The 18,811-nt window shown below is 33.4% G+C and carries 24 protein-coding genes and 1 pseudogene; 10 read left to right on the top strand and 15 right to left on the bottom strand.

Annotated elements, in window-relative coordinates; translation table 11 throughout:
• The first annotated feature begins 111 nt into the window (after positions 1-111).
• Complete coding sequence (locus ACFRAK_RS17030; RefSeq protein WP_394572130.1) at positions 112-363, top strand: hypothetical protein; 252 nt, start codon at positions 112-114, stop codon at positions 361-363.
• A 44-nt stretch (positions 364-407) separates the two neighbouring features.
• Here the strand turns inward: ACFRAK_RS17030 and ACFRAK_RS17025 are convergent, their stop codons facing one another.
• Both ACFRAK_RS17025 and yeiL read right to left on the bottom strand, forming a co-directional pair.
• Entirely contained in the window at positions 408-557 is a 150-nt protein-coding gene (locus ACFRAK_RS17025) for a hypothetical protein (protein ID WP_387602720.1), read from the bottom strand.
• Positions 558-840: 283 nt separating this feature from the next.
• Positions 841-1,512, bottom strand: coding sequence for a transcriptional regulator YeiL (gene yeiL / locus ACFRAK_RS17020; protein WP_394572129.1), 672 nt, complete (start codon positions 1,510-1,512; stop codon positions 841-843).
• Positions 1,513-1,589: 77 nt separating this feature from the next.
• On the opposite strand from yeiL, the gene ACFRAK_RS17015 reads away from it, so the two are divergent.
• On the top strand, positions 1,590-2,285 hold the full coding sequence (locus tag ACFRAK_RS17015; protein WP_394572128.1) for a YjjG family noncanonical pyrimidine nucleotidase: 696 nt from the start codon (positions 1,590-1,592) through the stop codon (positions 2,283-2,285).
• Positions 2,286-2,287: 2 nt separating this feature from the next.
• Positions 2,288-2,917, top strand: a complete 630-nt coding sequence (locus ACFRAK_RS17010; RefSeq protein WP_394572127.1) for a YczE/YyaS/YitT family protein — start codon at positions 2,288-2,290, stop codon at positions 2,915-2,917.
• A gap of 510 nt (positions 2,918-3,427) precedes the next feature.
• On the opposite strand, the gene ACFRAK_RS17005 is transcribed toward ACFRAK_RS17010, so the two are convergent.
• Positions 3,428-4,264, bottom strand: coding sequence for an alpha/beta fold hydrolase (locus ACFRAK_RS17005; RefSeq protein WP_387602731.1), 837 nt, complete (start codon positions 4,262-4,264; stop codon positions 3,428-3,430).
• Positions 4,246-4,503 (bottom strand): hypothetical protein, encoded by a 258-nt coding sequence (locus tag ACFRAK_RS17000; protein WP_387707942.1) that lies wholly within the window; start codon positions 4,501-4,503, stop codon positions 4,246-4,248. Before ACFRAK_RS17000 ends, ACFRAK_RS17005 begins: the two co-directional genes overlap by 19 nt.
• A gap of 305 nt (positions 4,504-4,808) precedes the next feature.
• Here ACFRAK_RS17000 and ACFRAK_RS16995 point away from each other — a divergent pair, with 305 nt between their 5' ends.
• Positions 4,809-4,967: a hypothetical protein gene (locus ACFRAK_RS16995; protein WP_387707944.1), complete on the top strand. Its 159-nt coding sequence runs from the start codon at positions 4,809-4,811 to the stop codon at positions 4,965-4,967.
• A gap of 579 nt (positions 4,968-5,546) precedes the next feature.
• On the opposite strand, the gene ACFRAK_RS16990 is transcribed toward ACFRAK_RS16995, so the two are convergent.
• Positions 5,547-6,038, bottom strand: coding sequence for a hypothetical protein (locus ACFRAK_RS16990; protein ID WP_394572126.1), 492 nt, complete (start codon positions 6,036-6,038; stop codon positions 5,547-5,549).
• A gap of 515 nt (positions 6,039-6,553) precedes the next feature.
• Here ACFRAK_RS16990 and ACFRAK_RS16985 point away from each other — a divergent pair.
• The 3 genes from ACFRAK_RS16985 to ACFRAK_RS16975 all read left to right on the top strand — a co-directional run bounded on the left by ACFRAK_RS16985 (position 6,554) and on the right by ACFRAK_RS16975 (position 8,387).
• Positions 6,554-7,081, top strand: a complete 528-nt coding sequence (locus ACFRAK_RS16985) for a hypothetical protein (RefSeq protein WP_394572125.1) — start codon at positions 6,554-6,556, stop codon at positions 7,079-7,081.
• A gap of 81 nt (positions 7,082-7,162) precedes the next feature.
• Positions 7,163-7,750 carry a hypothetical protein gene (locus ACFRAK_RS16980; protein ID WP_394572124.1) on the top strand — a complete coding sequence of 196 codons (588 nt, stop codon included), beginning with the start codon at positions 7,163-7,165 and terminating at the stop codon, positions 7,748-7,750.
• Positions 7,751-8,168: 418 nt separating this feature from the next.
• Positions 8,169-8,387 carry a hypothetical protein gene (locus tag ACFRAK_RS16975; protein ID WP_394572123.1) on the top strand — a complete coding sequence of 73 codons (219 nt, stop codon included), beginning with the start codon at positions 8,169-8,171 and terminating at the stop codon, positions 8,385-8,387.
• A gap of 277 nt (positions 8,388-8,664) precedes the next feature.
• On the opposite strand, the gene ACFRAK_RS16970 is transcribed toward ACFRAK_RS16975, so the two are convergent.
• The 3 genes and pseudogenes from ACFRAK_RS16970 to ACFRAK_RS16960 form a co-directional block, all read right to left on the bottom strand.
• Positions 8,665-9,009, bottom strand: a complete 345-nt coding sequence (locus ACFRAK_RS16970; RefSeq protein WP_394572122.1) for a hypothetical protein — start codon at positions 9,007-9,009, stop codon at positions 8,665-8,667.
• A 187-nt stretch (positions 9,010-9,196) separates the two neighbouring features.
• On the bottom strand, positions 9,197-9,364 hold the full coding sequence (locus ACFRAK_RS16965) for a hypothetical protein (RefSeq protein ID WP_387707538.1): 168 nt from the start codon (positions 9,362-9,364) through the stop codon (positions 9,197-9,199).
• A gap of 351 nt (positions 9,365-9,715) precedes the next feature.
• Positions 9,716-10,387, bottom strand: a pseudogene (locus ACFRAK_RS16960) (response regulator).
• 432 nt (positions 10,388-10,819) lie between these two features.
• On the opposite strand from ACFRAK_RS16960, the gene ACFRAK_RS16955 reads away from it, so the two are divergent.
• Entirely contained in the window at positions 10,820-11,134 is a 315-nt protein-coding gene (locus ACFRAK_RS16955; RefSeq protein ID WP_394572121.1) for a hypothetical protein, read from the top strand.
• Between the two features lie 962 nt (positions 11,135-12,096).
• Here the strand turns inward: ACFRAK_RS16955 and ACFRAK_RS16950 are convergent.
• The 6 genes from ACFRAK_RS16950 to ACFRAK_RS16925 form a co-directional block, all read right to left on the bottom strand.
• Positions 12,097-12,507, bottom strand: coding sequence for a hypothetical protein (locus ACFRAK_RS16950; protein ID WP_387707536.1), 411 nt, complete (start codon positions 12,505-12,507; stop codon positions 12,097-12,099).
• A gap of 104 nt (positions 12,508-12,611) precedes the next feature.
• On the bottom strand, positions 12,612-12,899 hold the full coding sequence (locus tag ACFRAK_RS16945) for a hypothetical protein (protein ID WP_387602761.1): 288 nt from the start codon (positions 12,897-12,899) through the stop codon (positions 12,612-12,614).
• A 161-nt stretch (positions 12,900-13,060) separates the two neighbouring features.
• Entirely contained in the window at positions 13,061-13,570 is a 510-nt protein-coding gene (locus ACFRAK_RS16940; protein ID WP_394572120.1) for a hypothetical protein, read from the bottom strand.
• A 191-nt stretch (positions 13,571-13,761) separates the two neighbouring features.
• Positions 13,762-14,436: a hypothetical protein gene (locus tag ACFRAK_RS16935; protein WP_387602766.1), complete on the bottom strand. Its 675-nt coding sequence runs from the start codon at positions 14,434-14,436 to the stop codon at positions 13,762-13,764.
• 867 nt (positions 14,437-15,303) lie between these two features.
• Entirely contained in the window at positions 15,304-15,660 is a 357-nt protein-coding gene (locus ACFRAK_RS16930; protein ID WP_387602777.1) for a hypothetical protein, read from the bottom strand.
• A 94-nt stretch (positions 15,661-15,754) separates the two neighbouring features.
• Entirely contained in the window at positions 15,755-16,234 is a 480-nt protein-coding gene (locus ACFRAK_RS16925; RefSeq protein WP_387602780.1) for a hypothetical protein, read from the bottom strand.
• Between the two features lie 57 nt (positions 16,235-16,291).
• Here ACFRAK_RS16925 and ACFRAK_RS16920 point away from each other — a divergent pair, with 57 nt between their 5' ends.
• Positions 16,292-17,296 (top strand): SMI1/KNR4 family protein, encoded by a 1,005-nt coding sequence (locus tag ACFRAK_RS16920; protein ID WP_387602783.1) that lies wholly within the window; start codon positions 16,292-16,294, stop codon positions 17,294-17,296.
• Between the two features lie 207 nt (positions 17,297-17,503).
• On the opposite strand, the gene ACFRAK_RS16915 is transcribed toward ACFRAK_RS16920, so the two are convergent.
• A complete protein-coding gene (locus ACFRAK_RS16915; RefSeq protein WP_387602786.1) occupies positions 17,504-17,887 on the bottom strand; it encodes a YkvA family protein in 384 nt (127 codons plus the stop codon).
• A gap of 253 nt (positions 17,888-18,140) precedes the next feature.
• On the opposite strand from ACFRAK_RS16915, the gene ACFRAK_RS16910 reads away from it, so the two are divergent.
• Entirely contained in the window at positions 18,141-18,575 is a 435-nt protein-coding gene (locus ACFRAK_RS16910; RefSeq protein WP_387602789.1) for a protein-tyrosine phosphatase family protein, read from the top strand.
• Positions 18,576-18,811: the final 236 nt, after the last annotated feature.

Raw genomic sequence — 18,811 nt, 5'->3', positions numbered from 1 at the left:
GCTCCGATCTTCAGCTAACGCACCTTTTAGTTCATTAATAAAGGGTTGCCTCAACAACCTCCCATATTGATGTAAAGTACGTATTCCCTGACTTTCTTTGAGTGTGGGGTGTTGAAAAAGTATCTTGCTGAAAAGATCGAGACTCATCTTTTTATTCAGCTACCTAAGCCAAGTGAGTATCCAAATGTTTTAAAAATTTCTGCTGAAGATTACTGGTGTATCCAAAATAACGGCTGGTCTATTGATTCTGCTACTGAAATTTTTAGTGAGGAATGGACATCTGATGACGAGTTTTTTGTCACCGAATCTGAAATTTATGGGAATAATAAACTCTATCATCAATTGAAAAAGAACTCCGAATAAGAAAAACATAGGAAGATTTTAGTCTTCCTATGTTTTCATTCATATTATTTATCTGTTTGTTTTTGCTTCTTTTTCAAATACTCTGCACGTATTTTTTCAAGTTGCTGCTTTTTATCAAATTTGGCAGGCGTCTGTTTTTCATGATACTTTGTCACAGCTACCTTACCTTTGGTATCCAATTGATATTTTCCCACTTTGTTCACCTACTTTTCTTGTCTCTAAAGAGAATCTATTCAACAAATATAATATACCTTATTTTACTGAAGTAAACCTTATTACATTATTAGTGTACTGCTAACTTTGCATATATCAGTAAAAACATTAAAAACTTAGTAAAATAATTCATCGCCAAATGGTATTCATTTCATTGCTATAATCAAAATAAAATGCCTTGACACTCTGCATAAGCCTCAATAATTCTATAAGCAGTATTCGTTTCTGTGATATTTATATTTCAAGTTATCAACTCATACTACATTAATCCTTTTTTGAACTCAATCTTTCTAACTTTTCTTTATTAATGATAAAATATTTCCTTCCTTTTTTCTCTAATAATCCGTCTTCATGGAATTGGTTAAGTGTGTATAATAAATGTCGATAGCTTACCCCCACGTATTCTGCTGTTTCGGTATGCTTCTCTTGAAAGCATCCATCGTTTTCTATTTGAAGAATATATTTGGCCAATCGATTTTTGAATTCATAATCCTGCATAGCTGTGTAATGATCTGTTCTTTTAAGTAATTTATCACCTAAATATTTTGATAAATTATGGAGAAAAAGATTGTCATTTAACAGATGCTCTTTCGATGAAGCCAATGGAACCGCTAAGCAAGTGCAGTCATTTATAGCCACAACATCTTTTAAATCCTTTTCCACCTCAATCAAGGATAATTCACCAATAAAATCATCTTTCTTTAGGAACTGAATCAGCGCACGTTTTCCATTTTCGTGTACTATATATATTTTTGCCCGCCCATCCAATAATAAAAATAAGTACTGAATATCTTCATCAAAGCGCACTATATATTCATTAGAAGAAAACTTACAAATAAAAGCCTGATGTAAAACTGCTTTCGGAAAAGTTTCTTGAATATCATTATATATATCTGCAAAATTTTCAGCGTAATCCTTCAAATTGATTTTTTCCATTTTATCACCTCAATATGAGATATCTCCTATTATTATATTCTTACCTTCGATATATTACTACCAAGGGGTGGATAGGAATGAACAAATACAAACATATTATTTTTGACTTAGATGATACGATACTTGATTTTCAAAATTCAGAAGAAAAGGCTTTAAAACAAATTATTACGCTGTACGAGTTGCCCTATAACAAACAAACCATTGCATGTTATAAGCGCATTAATGATGGATTATGGCATCAATTAGAGGAAGGCTTGATTTCTCGTGAAGAAGTGCTGACAACGCGTTTTTCACTTTTTTTGAAGGAATTTCATATAGATGAAAACGGAGCAAAAGTTGAAGCTATGTACCGTGAGCATTTAAACCAAGGACATAAGACCATTATCCATGCACATGAATTATTAAATGCTTTAAGTAAGCAAGATTATAAATTATATATTGGAACAAACGGTGTAGGAAAGACTCAAAGAAAAAGATTAGGAGGTGCCAAGCTACAAGGATATTTTGAACATCTTTTTATCTCAGAAGAAATTGGTTATGAAAAACCGAATCCCCATTTCTTTTACTATATTTTTGATGCCCTGCATACAAATCGTAAAGAAGAATTTTTAATGATAGGTGATCGTTTAACATCGGATATTCAAGGAGCTATCAATGCCGGAATTGATTGTGTATGGTTTAACCCTAAGAGAAGCATGCCTAAATCATGTTTACCTAAGAGCACATATACGATACCAAATTTAATGCAAATAATGGACATATTAGAGCAATAATCATGAAAAATGTAATTGAATCAATTCTACTCTATATAGTAAGTGCTATTGGCATTAGTCTTACATTAAAAGCCGATGTTGGTGTCAGCAGTTTTAATGCAATGAATTTATCCATATCTGAATGGACTTCCATCAAAGTTGGCACAATTACATTCATTGCAAATCTCATTTTTCTATTCGGTTATATCTGCCTATGCGAAAAAAGGGATTTTAGAAAATTCACTTTGATGTTCATTTCCATCTTGTTCTTTGGAATGGTTATTAATTTTTTCCTCTATACTATTTTCGGTACGATTCACGTAGAGAATTATTTAGTAAGAATCGGACTATTTATTTTCGGTGCGATACTAGCCGGTGGAGCAACAGGCATTATTTTATCATTAGATATTATTCCTTTTCCTATTGAAAGTTTATGTTTACGAATAGCCGAATTAACAAAACGCCCTTTCTCTCAATACAGATATTGTGTCGATTTATTCTCCATTATTCTATCAATAACAATATCACTACTATACAATTTACCAATCAATATTCGGGAAGGAACGATTATCAGCTTCTTCTTATTGTCCGGCATTATTTCTTATACACGATTGAAATTTAAAAAATATCAGCAGAAACCAGAAACTCAATAAAAAGCATAACTAAAAAATAACCTCTTACGGATAAGAATCCAAAGAGGTTATTTTTATCAAACTTTATTCTAAATGATCAATCTTTTTTGTAAAACTACAGTCGAACTAACCTGCCCCTTTAGCTCATTAAGCAAAAAGGCTGCCAAATGGCAGCCCCTGGAACTGAGCTGCCTTTACATGAGAAGATTAGTTGGGTTTCTTAATTATTTTCATCCATTCGGATCCGACTAGTAAAAAAGCGACTGCTTATTGTCCAGCAATCGCGCCAGATTGTTGATAAACGTATACTCGCTAAATAGAAAGGGCATGTTTTGAAAAAAGATAATCAAAACATGCCCTTATATTTCTATTAAATTGGATTGATCTTTTATATAAAACGCTGGCCCTTTTTGTCTTCCTAAAAAAACAAACGCACCCGTTTTTAAAGTGGCTCTGTTATATTCATTGTTGAATTTATCAAAAAAAACGATTTCTATCGATCAGTTTCCAACAATCTACGGGCATTTGTAATCAGCCCTTTAAAAATGTTAGCAGTGCTTCATTAAATTCTTTGGCATGTGTTGCATTGAACCCATGTGGACCACCCTTTATTAAAGTTACCTTTGAATCAGGAATTGCTTCATGTGTCTGCTTCCCACTATTTTCAAATGGAACAATTGCATCTGAATCACTATGAAGAACGAGGGTAGGTATATTAAACTTGGCTAAATCCCCTCTGAAATCCGTTTTGCTGAAAGCAGCGATACAATCCAGTGTCCCTTTAGGCGATGCACCCGCTGCAATATCCCTATTGTAAAGTCGGAATGGTTCACTGACTAAGTCTGTTCGATCTCCAGCAGAAAAAAATCCTCTCGTAAACTCATCAAGAAATGCCAGGCGATCATTTTTCACTCCATTTTCCAATCCTTGAATGTCTGCATCATCAAATGCTCCCTCAGGATGTTCTGCTGACTTGTAAAGAAATGGTGGTACAGCTCCTGCAAATACAGCCTTCTCTACTCTATCTGTTCCATAAGTTCCGATATAGCGGGCTACTTCTCCACCCCCCATTGAAAATCCGACCAGTGTCACACGTTGGATATCCAAATGCTCCAGTAATTGGTGTAAATCAGTAGCGAATGTGTCATAATCGTAACCGTTCCATGGCTGCGAAGAGTTACCGAACCCTCGACGGTCATAAGTTATGACTCTGTATCCAGCCTCAACGAGAGCAGGAACTTGATATTCCCAAGATCGGCCACTTAATGGCCAACCGTGAATTAATACTACCGGCTTCCCTCTACCATGGTCCTCATAATATAGTTCAATCGGTGTTTCGTTTTCGGTTCCTACAGTAATTTTCGCCATTTTTCTACCTCCCAGAAATATTCCGATATATATCCTATTCTCCAATAATACGGATGAATCCCGTAGCCTATTTCACGTTTTATATTGCGGACTCCAAGCATAATAATCCTTTTGTTCCGATGATTCATTTTCTCTTTTTTGTAACAACGAAATGGGCTGAACCATCCATGACTGCCAATGATTCGATTATAAGAATTATTGCGTAAACTAGCACAAATAAGGCCAATGGTTTTGGTCATATCCCCTCCTTGTTTGTCATACCTATTCATGATACTATACTTCACCAGGTGTGGGAATAGGTACCAATAATGGTATAAAAAATCCAAACGAAAATGAGATTTCATTTCGAAAAGCCTTGAATTCAATAGAATCTAGGGCTTTTTGTGTATGGGTTCCGTTACTATAACGTCTGGATGAAAAGAATTGAACAATAGGAAAGACAAAGGGCTGCAATCAAGAATTAAAATCCGCTCAAATCCCGGAATATACTAAGTGCCATTTGTGAATAATAAGAGTGTTAAACAATGGATTAAGGAGGACTTGCATGCAACAGGATCAACAAGCCAAAAAGAATTCGGGTTCAATCATGAAACCAGGATTTTCAGGAACTGATGCACAAAAAGTAAAACAAGAAATTCAAAAAGATGTAATCGAAGGACAAGGTGCAATGACTTCCCGAGAGGCAGGAGCAATGCGGGATTAAAAAACCACTCTGAGAGTGGTCTTTTATATGCTTTAATGCAAATTTTAAAAAGAGTAAAAACAAGGTCAAATTAAGTTTTCTTGTAAATAAATCATATCTATTACTTCATGCATACAATTCGGCCCTCTTCCTTTCACTCTCCGTTCTCTTATTCTTATCTCTTGGCTCTTTTCGTAAAGATTGTTGTTTTTAAAAACTAAACGATTTAAGGTTGATTGGAGCGCAAGTGCGAGACTCCTGCGGGAGCTGCGGGACAGGTGAGACCCCACAGGCGTTTACGCCGAGGAGGCTCAACGCCCGCCCCGCGGAAAGCAAGCATCTGGAGGGGAAATCAACCACACCGCTATACCTGGTAAATAGCAACAAAGTATGCGAAAACAGCCTATCTCTTACAGGATGTTGCAGCACTCGTGAAATTGAAGAGCAAAGTTTAGATAAAGGTTTGGCATTCGATAAAGGCAAGGAGTCCATCATAACTTATTCTTCATCGAAGATTAACTTCCCTTATTAAACTAACCTGCCCCATATGAAAAAGCTGCCTTAAAGACAGCTCCGATCTCCAGCTAACGCACCCGTTAGTCACATTCCAACCATGGGTACAACCAATTCATGTGACATGCCAAAATAGTGGTATTTAATTATGACTCTCTCAATACTATGTTCATGCACTAACGATAGGGCATAAATAGTATCATCTTCTGTTGCAGTACCAGCATTTACTTTATCGAGTTGCTTTTGTGGGTCAGTCTTTGGTTTAAGAGTTATAGAATCTAATCCTTTGAAGGTATATTCATCTTCTTCGCCATTAAAATGATCAGAGATAACAAACCCTTTTGGATGATAACTCACCTGTAATTTCACTTTGGAGGGTACAACTTTATCATTGACAAGAACTTCTTCAATTTGAATATTCCCAAATGGACTTTTATTTCCTACCGAAACCAGTTGTACCTGTTTATCATTCGCTGAGGCACTTGGATAAGCTACTAAGGGTTGATTTAATTTCAGAAAAAAGAAAAAACCTATAAATAAAACCACAATACTAATAATACCTATTAACACCTTTTTCAAAAAAACACTCCTTTATTATCCTGCCCCTTTAGTTCAATAAAACATATTGCAGAGGTTACATAAACTGTAAAAAAAAGACAGTTTTACCGTCTAATAGATTGCACTAGTTTTCTTAGTAAAAACAAAACTAGTATTGCGAAAAGAGAAGTTAGAATTAATCCTGGAATATTTATAGTAGTTAACAAATTTACACCGCCCATTAATTTCAATAACTAAATTTTAGATGTTATTACAAAAATAGTAAATGAACAAAATTCTAATAAGCTACGATTCTAAAAATCCCTCAGTTTAATTCGATTTCCTCACTAATACTCGCTTATTCGCAGGATTTCATCACCCTTGAATTTAAGTTCATGGTTAAACCGGGTGATAAGGTTTTGTGAAGGCTTATCATACAAACAAGTTGTCAAGAAATCTTTAAAAAATTAAGAAAAAAATGTTAATTATTCATTGTATTTCCAATAAAACAAGAATAGTATTAACAATGAAGTGATAAATATGATGAGGTGGATATAATGAAATTTTCAAAAATATTATTATCAACAAGTTTATGCTTCATATTATTTTCAGGTTTTTCATTATCAGAGGCAAAAGCAGAAACAAGTGAAGACCCTATTGCAATTGTACCCTATGCTTGTACAGAAGTAGGAACGTACACAACATCTTATAAATCTAAAACAACTTCTACAAAAACTGAATTCACTCATTATGCAACAAATAACAGTAGTGCTACAGATAGTGTTACTAGATCTGTACAAATTTCTCATGCTGCTACAGTAAGTATAGGAGGAGAAGCTTCATTTAAAGTACTACAAACAGGGGCAAAAATAACGGCTAATGTTGGGTATGGATATAATAGTACGAAAACTCTTTCTACAACTTGGTCTATTCCAAAGGGATCATGGAAATTAACTGCAGGAAGTAAATGGGTAAAAGCCACTGGAACTCGTTATAAAGTTGCTCCACCTTGTAATTTAACAAATGCAACAACTACAACAGCTAATTACACTTATGCAACATGGAGCGATAAAGTTAAACAATAATGATATTTCGAGATTTGAAGATTTCAATATATAATCATTGAAGTCTTTATTTATTACTAATATACAGAGGTGTTAAAATATATGCTTCTAAAGTTTATTTGTCCTTTTATCATTTGTATGTCCTTTCTAATGGGGTGTAATTCTTCAGAAAAGACAAGTGAAAAAAATGGCAATAATCCAATTGAATCTGAACAGAATAATTCATCTATTCAAAAAAACAAATCATTAGAAAACAAGTTACTCCCCCCTAAATTTAGCATAACAAATTTTGAAATGAATTATATTACTGAGAATAAGGAATTAACTTTTCTTATGAATTATGAAATCGATGTAGACATATACGAAATTTTACAGGAAAATACTCAAAAAATTTACTTTTCACTTGAGTACCCTGAAGCATTATACGATATTTTTAATAATACAACTAGTGAATTATTGTTAGCAGAGCAACCTAAAGGCTATAATACTAAATTTCAAACTCAATTCAGAATAAACATCGATTTAACGACAAAACAATTAGAGAAAATAAAAAATAACTTATCTGGCTTTAACCTCATTATAGCTGACAAAGATAAGGATGCAATTGCTCATTTTATTGATTTAAATAGTTTTAATACCTTTGATCCTGATACTTCAAATTCTACTCATATAGATGATACAACTAAATAATTACAAATAAGGGTTCCATCAAACTAATACTTCTATTTACCCCAATAACAACAGAAGTTGTTGAAGCCGCACGAGATAGTTTAGTAATCTGAGTCAAGTAAATATCTCTTAAAACAAGTGTAAAATAACGCCCAAAGTGACAAGTGCTGATTTTATCACATCTTATATAGAGGTTCATAACTTTTAAGTTATGAACCTCTATATTTAAATCTTAAATCAACGAAAAAAACGGTTCTCATTTAGAGAAACGCCTAGTTCATAAAATTAGTAGATTTCAATTTTCTCATTCCCAAAATTATTGATTTTTAAGTTCTAAAGCTTTAATCATTTTCTCTAGTTTTTCTATTCCTTGTTTTAAAGAAAAATTGAAGGAAACATTAACGAATCTCATGTATTGCTGAGGATATCTAAAAAGGTAATGCATAATAAGGGTGATAAGGTTTCTGACACTTTTGGATATTATTATGATAGTTTATTAGAAGAAGAAGATAATATAATCGAAGGAGCACAAAATGATTTAAGTTGGGAAGATTATTTAATATCTTCAGATAATGGAAAAGAAGATATACAAAGTGACTTAATTGACGATTTCAAAGGCTGGAAAAGTTATCCAAATGATTTAAAGGTGATCTTATAAAGCTTAATTCTAAAGATAAATAATAAAATCAGCTAAACCTATTCCAAATATAAAAATAAGGAAAACTAGTTGAAAAAATACATCGCCAATATTCAATCTCATTCCTGCCTTTACAAGTATTGGTGATAGTGTACCATATTTTTTACTGCGAAGTTCTTTAACACTACGCTTAATGAACTAAACTGCCCCCTTTAGTTCCATATGAAAAAGCTGCCTTAAAGACAGCTCTGATCCTAAGCTAAAGCACCCGTTAGCCGAATAAGATATTTCCTTTATATTAATTCACTTTAAGGATGTCTAAATGCTTCGTTGTAGAAATCAAATCTATTTTATGATTTCCTTTTGTGTAAAAAACGGAAGCCCCTTCTCTTTCTCCCTTTTTCCATCCATTCGATTTAAGGACTAATTCATATCCAAATGGTATGCCATTTTCCTCCGATGCTTTTGACCAATCATAACTTTTCCCTTGTTCATTTTCCTGGACTAGCTCAGCATTTTTAGGAACCGGAAAGTCAAATGCATCTTTTGATGGTTCGTATAGGGATAACATTATGAAATAATAAATGACTCCACCTATCAAAAGCGTAGCTAAAGTAAGTGTCCAACCAACCATTTTCTTCATTTTGCTTACCCTTCCTTCATAGGTTGTTATTTGGATCGATACTCCAAACAACTATTTGTTATCTACATATTCTATTCAAATTGTGGATTATCTTTGTTCAACTAAACTGCCCCGTTAGTTAATTAAGGGTTCTTTTTTACAATCAGAAGGCCACCATTTGGTGGCCTTCTAAAAGAACTAAAAACAGTTAAAAGGCTTTAAAAATAATGGAGTTTGCCCAGTATGCAACTAAAATAATAATAATTGCAGTAACAATAACAAGCATTTTTTTACTGTTACTTCCAAATTCTCCCCTTTCCCTTATTTCCTCTCTGTATTTCATTTGTACCTTTTTCTTTTTATCATCTAATTTCATAGCAGGTAGACCCCTTAATGAAAATAATTTAAGTTTACTTTACCATAAAAAGCCATATTCGTTCTTCAACTATCCTGCCCCTTTAGTTTAAGTACATTCTTTCACAATCTCAATAGAGTAGAGCCTTTTTAGACACAATTCCAATCACCTACAAAATAGAATTCATAATGTCCATATGACTTGTATCAGAATGCTTATCGTTGTATATACGCATTTTCCTGATCCTACCCCAATATAACCTCAAAAAAAACGAGCCTTTAGAATTGCTTCTAAGGCTCGTTTCGTGAGAAAATCCCGTCTCTTCAGCACGCATTGCGAAAACTAAAGAGCTGGACTTAACATAAATTGAAATTATTTCACTTCTACCCATCCGTTTTTAATAGCTAGAACAACAGCTTGTGTACGGTCGTTTACATTCATTTTTTGAAGAATGTTAGTCACATGGTTTTTTACTGTTTTTTCACTGATGTATAAAGTTTCGCCGATGGCACGGTTGCTTTTTCCGTCTGCTAAAATTTGAAGAACTTCACACTCGCGTCGAGTCAATAGATGACGCGGTCTTCTGATCTCTACAGCATGTACTGAATCACGATCAGCAGCTAAACGGCGATATTCTTTGACTAGATTATCTGTCACCTTCGGATGAAGGTATGAGCCACCTTCTGCTACTACACGAACAGCATCAATTAACGCATCTGCGTCCATTTCTTTCAACAGATAACCTTGTGCTCCTGTTTTCAATGCATGCTGTACATAGTTTTCATCATCATGAATCGATAAAATGATGACTTTCGTTTCAGGGTAATGGTTTACAAGTATTTTAGTTGCTTCGACACCGTTCATATTTCTGCATGTTGATATCTAGGATAACAACATCTGGTTTGTGTGTTTTAACAAGATCCATAGCTTCGCTTCCGTCATCGCCTCGGCAACAACATCAAAGGTTGATTCAAAATCTAATATACGCTTAACGCCTTCACGGAAAAGCTGATGGTCATCGATAATGATGATACTAGTCTTCAATGGCTTCTTCCTCCTAATTTATTTAAATGCCTGTTCACTAAAATTTATAAATGATAGGGAATTTTCTTTTCAGCAGCATTTACAAGGAATAGCATATTTTTTCGTTTTGGGGATAATCCTTCTTCTTAGCTTGATGGCGATGTGGCAGGATCCCTTAGAGTAATAAAAAACGCCAAGCTGGTAATCGTTGGAGGCTTAGCGTATATTTCCGTTAAAATGTTGGCGGGACCCCTTATAGAACTATGGTATTGAAACCAAATAAACCATCATTTTTTCCTTACCATTAGCTGATTTTGAGGTGTATTAGCTCAATTGTTATTCAAGCCCCTTTAGTATAGTAACTAAACTGTAAACGGATTGTTACGCAAATAGCATTGTTTGAAGGAGACTTCAATGTATATAATGAATACTCGTTAAAAGGAGTGTTGAAAGATGATAAACGTAACAGTAGATAAGTTAAAATTCAAGAAACAATTATCGATGCTTGAACAAATCACACTGAAAGATTTTCTGTATACCTGGTTATGTAGCTCAAGCAAGGGATTGGATGATTTTTTTCACCTTGAGTACACAGTAGATGTATTTGCCAAAATGGAAAAAATGACGAATGACACCGATTTGTTGATTTCTGATGATGATTATTTCAGATACATAACATTGACGGAAGATAATCAATTTGTGATAGGTGTTTTAGATATGAATTCAGAATTAAAACATAGAATAATTTCACTAGATAAGTTTAAATAATTCTTCGTTTTCTTTAACCCATACAACAAGAGGCAGCGTGGTACACTGTCTTTTTTTATTTGTTCACTATAGGTCTTATGCGACGTTACTGAATTATCCTGCCCCGTTAGTTGCATAAAGAAAAAGCTGCCTTAAAGACAGCTCTGCTCTTCAGCTAACGCACCCGTTACTTTAAGTACAATTCTTCACAAACTGATTTTGCTTAACAAAACTGACCTGCAGCAGAACATCGAAAAGTCATTTCTAATTGAAGGATTTACCCAATATATATAGAAACCTACTAATAAATTAATATCTAATTGAGTAAAAGCTTAAAATTCCAATTATCATAGCGATTAAAAGAATTGATACTAAACCAATAGGTATTTTAATCCAAGTTTTCATGAAATCACCTACTTGTTGAGTTTTGTGACAAAAAAAAGGACGGTTTTACCGTCGCCTTTACCTAAAATGCCAGGATGGCCTCTAAACCATATAAGGTCCGTACGTGACCGGATATACAGAAGCCCCTTATTAGGATATCTTGATTCATATTTTCAAAGATTTTTCTAAATGGTGAACCAAAATGCACGGTGAATGGAAAAATCTTAGCATGGGCTCATTTGTCTTACCTTTGAGTCTGTCTTTGCCTTAAATAATATAAACCACGAGCTAAGTTAAAAAAGGAATAAGTACCAAAAAGGATTGGGAAAGCTTTAGAATTTTGAAAAACTCTAAATGAAACTAAAGCCAAAATAAGAAAAAATAGAGTGAAGATAAAACTTTGTGTATACCTGGGAAGCTTTTTCAAAAGCAACTCACCTCTTTCTTTATTTTACCAATAAATGAAAGATTAGTGAATCTCATAATGCAGTGCTTCTAAACTCTATATTCATAAAAATTACTTATTAATTTATTAAGTCACAGTTCGAACATACTACACTTAATGAGCTAAACTGCCCCGTTAGTTGAAGAAGAAAAATTCATTTTTCAAATCTAACTAACGTTTTTTCGGGAATTTTAATCTGGTCAATATCAAAGTTATTGATTAGGAGGGTTATCTCACCATCTCGCTTTTCAGCTTCTTCTCCTACCCAACAACTATACAGTTCAAATAAATCACCTTTCTCCAGGTAACTGTCCATAATTTTACATAATTCTATTAGCTTCTTTTTCGATTCGGCACACGTTTTTGGGTTCATATATTCTGAAATCTCAATTCCCCAATGACTTGATACCTCATAAACGTAAGGAGTAGTAAACTGATATTTCTTTACATTGAGCAAGTCAAACTCACCGGCAAAACAACCGCCAATATAAAAAAATTCATCTGAATATTCATCATCATTAATCGGTATTTCTATATTACACCCAATATAGGAAGCCAAACTCATTTCCACTCACTCCTTGTTATTCCTTCTTGAACTAACGCACCCGTTAGTTTAAGTACATTTTTTCACAATCTTATGGTTTGAACATTAAACATTTAAGAAACACTCTAAAAATATAATTTCTTTTTAACACATAATTGAGAATTCGTGATTAATTTAGCCTTCGCTATTCCTCGCTTAAATCTTACATTGTTTAACCATTCAACAATTGCTTTTGCATCATAATTAGGGTAAATTCTTTCCCCATTTTCTAAAGCCCAATATTCTGTATTCTTTTCCTCGTCAAAAATCCAATTTAGAAAGTCCTCCTGAATACTGTTGATCTTCCTGCCTACTTTTGTTGAACAAGAAATGTATTGAATAAAATCATCACCAAAGTCAATCTTTATAATCACAAGAGTTTAACTCCTTGAAATCGTTTTGAAATTAAGAACATTAAAAATTAATTTGAACTATAACCCTAAAATCTTAACAGTAATAATGAGGAACAATAATATAATATTTAGCCAGACAGAAAATTTAATCATAACCTCAGCCCAAAACGAATAACAGGGCTTTACATAAATACATCTCTAACTTTATCCTTTGAAAATAAAGATTTATCATTGGTTCCTAAAGTAAACATAAGACCATCATGAAAAACTTCTGTCAAAGTTTCATTTTCACCTAATTCGAATACTGGTCTTAAAATAAATTCTTTCCCCATTATAAATTCTTCTTCTACCATTACAAATTTAACTTCTTTAAATGAATTAGTAATATAAAAATTACCTTCATACAATTTCCAACCTACTTCGTTTAAGAGGCTATTTAATTCTTCATTTGAATTTATTACATTAATTCTATAATTTTCTCTTTTGTCATCATCGTGTAAATCATCAATTTCAATTAATTTTGTTTGGATTACTCTTAATGGAAAAACATTATAACCTTTCCAAAATTCAAATAAGGTTTCTTGATATTCACCATTAACTGCGTACATATACAATGGTTTTGGTTTACATTTACAAAAAGCAAATTTGAGGTTATTATCTTCATAATCTGTTGGTGTATCAACCATAATCATTTATCATCACCAGCCCTCTCTGTTTTTCATCAACTTCTAACAATATACTTTAAAACCTATTTTAATCATAATTACAATTGAATGAACTAACCTGCCCCGTTAGTTGCATAAGGAAAAAACTGCCTTAAAGACAGCCCTGATCTTCAGCTAACGCACCTGTTAGTTCTATTAGGATATGGAAAGGGAGAACACTATTCCCATTCATGATCAGTCACCAGCTCAACCTTTTCTGGCATTATTTTTTGAAGAGAGTCTATTGTTGAAAAGTGTTCATCGTTTGAGATTGCGACTATATAATCGCCATCATGCCCTACCCAAAACATAGTGGAATTCTCAGTTAAAGTTGCTATCGGGGTATTGGCTATCCATTTTAGTTTAATAAGTCTGGTTCGGTTATTTTTAGTCCTTTTTACAGGATAAGGTGACTCATGTTCCCTTTCCTCTAGTTTGAATATATCCCGTTTTAAGGACCATAATGATAAGTTCAACATGCTCCCATTCCCATGCAAATAAGGATAGTATTGTTTAAATTGTTGTGGGCTGCGGATAATTGCCTTTACAAAGAACATGTCTTTGCGACTTCCCTTCATATAATTGAACTCTATATTTTGCACCTTAAACAGCTCTTCGTACTCAGCTAGTTGAAAATCATAGATTTCCGCAAGTGAATAAATAGGGTAATAATTTGGGTTTTCCAGCCAATTGCAAAAGAATTCTTCATGGACATCTATATAGTCCCCATCAATATAACAAGAAAACTCTACGATATATTGGAACTCACCGATTATCTCAAAAGGATAAGTGGCTTCTGGGCCAGGTACAGTTATTATTTTTTCAGGAGGGAAGTAGCTTATTTCTACCTTCATGTTATTCGCCTCTCTTAAAAGGTTCGGATAGTTATTTTTTTATTATATACTACTTGAAACTGTTGTTTTCACTGGCTTATTAGAGTTATCAGCTTGTTGAACTATCCTGCCCCTTTAGTTCCACAAAGGAAAAGCTGCCTTAAAGACAGCTCTGATCTTCAGCTAACGCACCCGTCAGTTCTTTAAAGGCTAATAAATTTTTTCTAAATTTTTAATGAGTCTTATAATCCAATACAATACTATCCACGGAAGTATGAACTTTGTAGCCCATTCAATAACATTAGGAATTAAATATGATGAGTTTATATTGAATAACGGAAGTATTAGCCAAAGTACCAATAAAACTATGATACCAATAATTAAATTTTTCATTTAGATCCCCCCCCTATAATCTCACATCACCATAATAACCCATTATTCTTCTTCAACTAAACTGCCCCTTTAGTTCCATAAGAAGTTGCTTTAAAGACAGCTCCAATCTTCAGCTAACGCACCCATTTCTTGAATAAGAAAAATTGCTTATGTGTTTATTTTTCACCTAAATCTTTGAATTGTTTTTTTATTTCTTTAAGTTCGGACCTTAAAGTCTTAACTTCTTTAGAATTGTCAATCCCAATACTAATGGCATATTGAACAATAAAAAATAGAATAACTAAACCTCCCCGTTACTTCAATAAGGGGTACAACCAACATTTCGGAAATTTTGTACACTAAGCCAATACTCCACCCAAAAAAGCCGATTTCCTGTACTTCAAAGGACTCGGCTTTTTATTTGTCTTACTCAACTAAACGCATCCAGTCAAGATCCATTCTATTTTAAAGTATCAAGTAACTATACATATACTCTTTTTTACTTTACACTAATCATTAAAAATCTATTTCTATACCATCAATATTTATGGATTCAATCTTTGAACTATCTAAAGGCAAAGAAGGTACGAATTTCGCTTTAACCTTTTCGTTCTCACTAAAATTGGTCATAGAATCCAATGTTTGAACACTACCGTCATTCATTTTAGCATTGACTACTATTTTACTTGAATTATTAAATTCACCGTTTCCATATAAAGTTACTCCTAATGGTGAAACAGTAATGCTATTTGCCATCCATGTCCCAAAATCCTTACTAAAGTCTACCTTTTTTTCTTCGCCAACAGACTGTATTTTAAACGTAGTGTTCCAGTTACCTGTTGTGTGGTTGCCATTAGATACAAAATCCCCCATTAGTTTTAGTACAATGATTCACAATCTTCCCCATATTCACCCTAAAGAAAAAGTTAACCATTAAAATACTCTTTTACCTCAGAATCCTTTAATCTTAGTATCCTTTCATAAGTTGAACCGTCATATAAATCCCAAAATTCCTTATCATCATTGCTGGTGTCAGAAACAGCATAAAACTCTTTTCCTTTCGGGAAGTAATAACGTTTTTGATTACTAAATCTTTTTTCAGATTAATTTTTGTGGGATTGACTTCCTTAACCAATTTCTTATCTTCATTTATCCAATCCCTTACACCTGCTATTTCAATATCAAAATAAACAGGTATTTCATTATTAAAGATAATCGTTTTTATATTAAAATCTTTAAAATTGACTTCATATTTATATCCGATAATATCAGTAACAACACATCTTTCACCTTTTGCTATTTGAACATTATCAATTGTATACGCCGATTTTAAGATAAGAATCGCCATATGACTTGGCCTTGTTAATGAAGGCTGTTTTCGTAAGGATTGTTGCAATAAAAAATAAGGAATAATTTTTTTGTAGTATGATATAGAAAGTTCGTACAAGAAAGAAACAACCGCTTAAATATCTAATATTAATCAAACTTTTATGAGGTGAATGTGTTGGTAGAAAGTATTTGGGAAGCAAGTAATGACGAGTATATGTTACAACCATTAACAGACGAAATCGTAAAAAAAGCAGAAGAATTATTTAATGTTACGTTACCAAACTCGTACATTGCTATTCTTAAGCAACAAAATGGGGGTCAACCCATCTGTAATGCTCATCCGTCTCCTGTTCCTACCGTCTGGGGTGAATCTTTTGTTATAGTGGAACACATTAAAGGGATTGGTGCCGGAAATGGAATACTTGAAAATGATTATTACATAAAAGAGTGGGAACTGCCGGAAGGACTTATTTTATTCAATGGAGATGGTCACACTTGGCTCGCTTTTGATTATCGGAATTCCGCCTCTGAACCCCCCATTGTTTATGTAGACGTTGATTTGGAACAAGTTATACAAATCGCAGATAGCTTTGAAGAATTTCTGAAAAACCTATACCTTGAAAATGAGGAATTTGATTTTGAGGGAATGGAGGTAAAGGTATACAGTAAGCAAGACCTTGAAAAGTTTATACAAGAAGATAATGTAGATGAATTAATACGTGCTATACCGGACCTATCACAAGGCGATGTGGATTTAAAGTGGTTTGGAAATCTACTATTAACTTTAAGTAATTATCACGACAGATATGTGAGATGTTGTGTTGCTAACAGTGTTTGGAATTCTCTTACATATAGATTAGATGATGAAATTCTACATTCATTGATAGAAAATTTTAAGAATGATGTCGATAGTGAAGTTCGAATGTATGCCGAATCTTCTCTCGAACAAATGAACTATTCATATGAACAGCTAAAAGAAGATGTCTATAAGAGAGAAAGGGTCGGTTTTGCTTTTCAAGATATAATTTATCACATCAATGAACATTCCAATCAATGGCATCTATCTGACTACCAATCTGATTTGCAATCGTTTGATTCGATAGAGGAGTTATTAGAACAATCCAGGTTTGACGGGAAGTCATTACAAGAAGTGTGGAGCCATATTAAAAAAGTTTATTAGGCTATTCGTTATCTGTTTGCTAAGTCACTCTATCGTATTAGTCTTTAGTCACTGTGGTATATGTTGATACATGATAAAACAAAAAAGCTGTCCGGTCCGGAGAGCTTTTTCCTATGGTTTAAAATAAGGGAATAAACATTAACAGTCCTAAGAAATTGACCGAAATAAACATTCATTTTTGTAAGTCTTAATGAACTAACGCACCCGTTAGTTCATTAAGCGATAAATATTTATAATAGCCCATATTATAATCAAGCCCCAAATCAATACTATTATAGAGCCCACTATCCAATTCTTCGGCTTTCCGTTTTTCATCATTTCCTCTGCCTTAACTTCACAGTCGGTTAATACATTCTTTCGTATCAGCTTTAATGCAATCATTATCCCTATCGGAACGAGAATTACATCGTCTAAGTAGCCAAGAATTGGTATAAAATCAGGTATTAGGTCAATCGGACTGAAAGCATAAGCTACAACACAAGCCGTAAATACTTTTGCATACCAAGGCACTCTTGGATCTTTACAAGCAAAGTAAAGGATAAAAATCTGACGTTTTAGATTCCTCGCCCAAGTTTTAATTTTTTTGAACATTTTATCTCCTAATAATCGTTAAGATTTTATTTTCATTATAATTAAATAAAATTTACTAAGAATTGTTATTTCAATAACCTGCCCCGATAGTTCCATAAGAAAAAGCTGCCTTAAAGACAGCTCTGATCCTCAGCAAACGCACCCGTTAGTTCATTAAGGAAATTCTGTAAAATGGCAAAATTAATTAGTAAGCCATTTCATTAGATAAAACATAATATATTTCATCCCTAAAATGAAGTAGGTGGCAATGTAAATGGGTTTTGTGGAAATGATACCAGGGCGATTGTACATTGGAGGACAAATTTCTCCCGATGATTGGGGGTTTGTTCAAAGAAATATATCAGTCATAGTGAACCTACGTACTAAACCTGACCGCCCTCCATTTGATTTTTCAAGAAGAATAATGATATGGGTTCCTCTTACTATTCGGGTAACTCCCAGTTTAGAATTGGTCGATAACCTGATGAAACAGATTAATCAATTGTTTGACCAGGGCTATCGAATATTAATACACGATACTTTAGGAATACAACGATTGGGATTTGTCATTACTGCATTTTATATGCGAAAATATAGATTAAATCGAGAAGAAGCCCTTTACGTTGTTAAACAAAAAAAACCTGATATAAAACCCACTGAAAATTATATGGAATTACTAACTCAGTATGAAAAATATTTAAACCTGTAAGAAAAAGACCAATGATTGATCATTTTTGTGTTCCTTAATGAATTAACGCACCCGTTAGTTGCATAAGAAAAAGCTGCCTTAAAGACAGCTCCGATCCTAAGCTAAAGCACCTGTTAGTTAAATTAGAATAGTGGTATTTCAATTCCCATTTATGTCATTGAAGATATATAAACCTACACCCAATATAAAAATAAGAATAAACATAATCCACTTTGTATAATACCAGCCCTTTATTC

It is taken from the genome of Peribacillus sp. NPDC056705 (assembly GCF_043656335.1).
Note: the sequence above shows the minus strand (reverse complement) of the source record. Positions and strands in the feature narration are given on the sequence as shown.

Coding starts and splice junctions, on each gene's coding strand:
- yeiL (WP_394572129.1), bottom strand. CDS start 1,512: ATGGAAAAAATCAATTTGAAGGATTACGCTGAAAATTTTGCAGATATA.
- ACFRAK_RS17015 (WP_394572128.1), top strand. CDS start 1,590: ATGAACAAATACAAACATATTATTTTTGACTTAGATGATACGATACTT.
- ACFRAK_RS17010 (WP_394572127.1), top strand. CDS start 2,288: ATGAAAAATGTAATTGAATCAATTCTACTCTATATAGTAAGTGCTATT.
- ACFRAK_RS17005 (WP_387602731.1), bottom strand. CDS start 4,264: ATGGCGAAAATTACTGTAGGAACCGAAAACGAAACACCGATTGAACTA.
- ACFRAK_RS17000 (WP_387707942.1), bottom strand. CDS start 4,503: ATGACCAAAACCATTGGCCTTATTTGTGCTAGTTTACGCAATAATTCT.
- ACFRAK_RS16995 (WP_387707944.1), top strand. CDS start 4,809: ATGCAACAGGATCAACAAGCCAAAAAGAATTCGGGTTCAATCATGAAA.
- ACFRAK_RS16985 (WP_394572125.1), top strand. CDS start 6,554: ATGAAATTTTCAAAAATATTATTATCAACAAGTTTATGCTTCATATTA.
- ACFRAK_RS16980 (WP_394572124.1), top strand. CDS start 7,163: ATGCTTCTAAAGTTTATTTGTCCTTTTATCATTTGTATGTCCTTTCTA.
- ACFRAK_RS16975 (WP_394572123.1), top strand. CDS start 8,169: ATGCATAATAAGGGTGATAAGGTTTCTGACACTTTTGGATATTATTAT.
- ACFRAK_RS16970 (WP_394572122.1), bottom strand. CDS start 9,009: ATGAAGAAAATGGTTGGTTGGACACTTACTTTAGCTACGCTTTTGATA.
- ACFRAK_RS16965 (WP_387707538.1), bottom strand. CDS start 9,364: ATGAAATTAGATGATAAAAAGAAAAAGGTACAAATGAAATACAGAGAG.
- ACFRAK_RS16955 (WP_394572121.1), top strand. CDS start 10,820: ATGATAAACGTAACAGTAGATAAGTTAAAATTCAAGAAACAATTATCG.
- ACFRAK_RS16950 (WP_387707536.1), bottom strand. CDS start 12,507: ATGAGTTTGGCTTCCTATATTGGGTGTAATATAGAAATACCGATTAAT.
- ACFRAK_RS16940 (WP_394572120.1), bottom strand. CDS start 13,570: ATGATTATGGTTGATACACCAACAGATTATGAAGATAATAACCTCAAA.
- ACFRAK_RS16935 (WP_387602766.1), bottom strand. CDS start 14,436: ATGAAGGTAGAAATAAGCTACTTCCCTCCTGAAAAAATAATAACTGTA.
- ACFRAK_RS16930 (WP_387602777.1), bottom strand. CDS start 15,660: ATGGGGGATTTTGTATCTAATGGCAACCACACAACAGGTAACTGGAAC.
- ACFRAK_RS16915 (WP_387602786.1), bottom strand. CDS start 17,887: ATGTTCAAAAAAATTAAAACTTGGGCGAGGAATCTAAAACGTCAGATT.
- ACFRAK_RS16910 (WP_387602789.1), top strand. CDS start 18,141: ATGGGTTTTGTGGAAATGATACCAGGGCGATTGTACATTGGAGGACAA.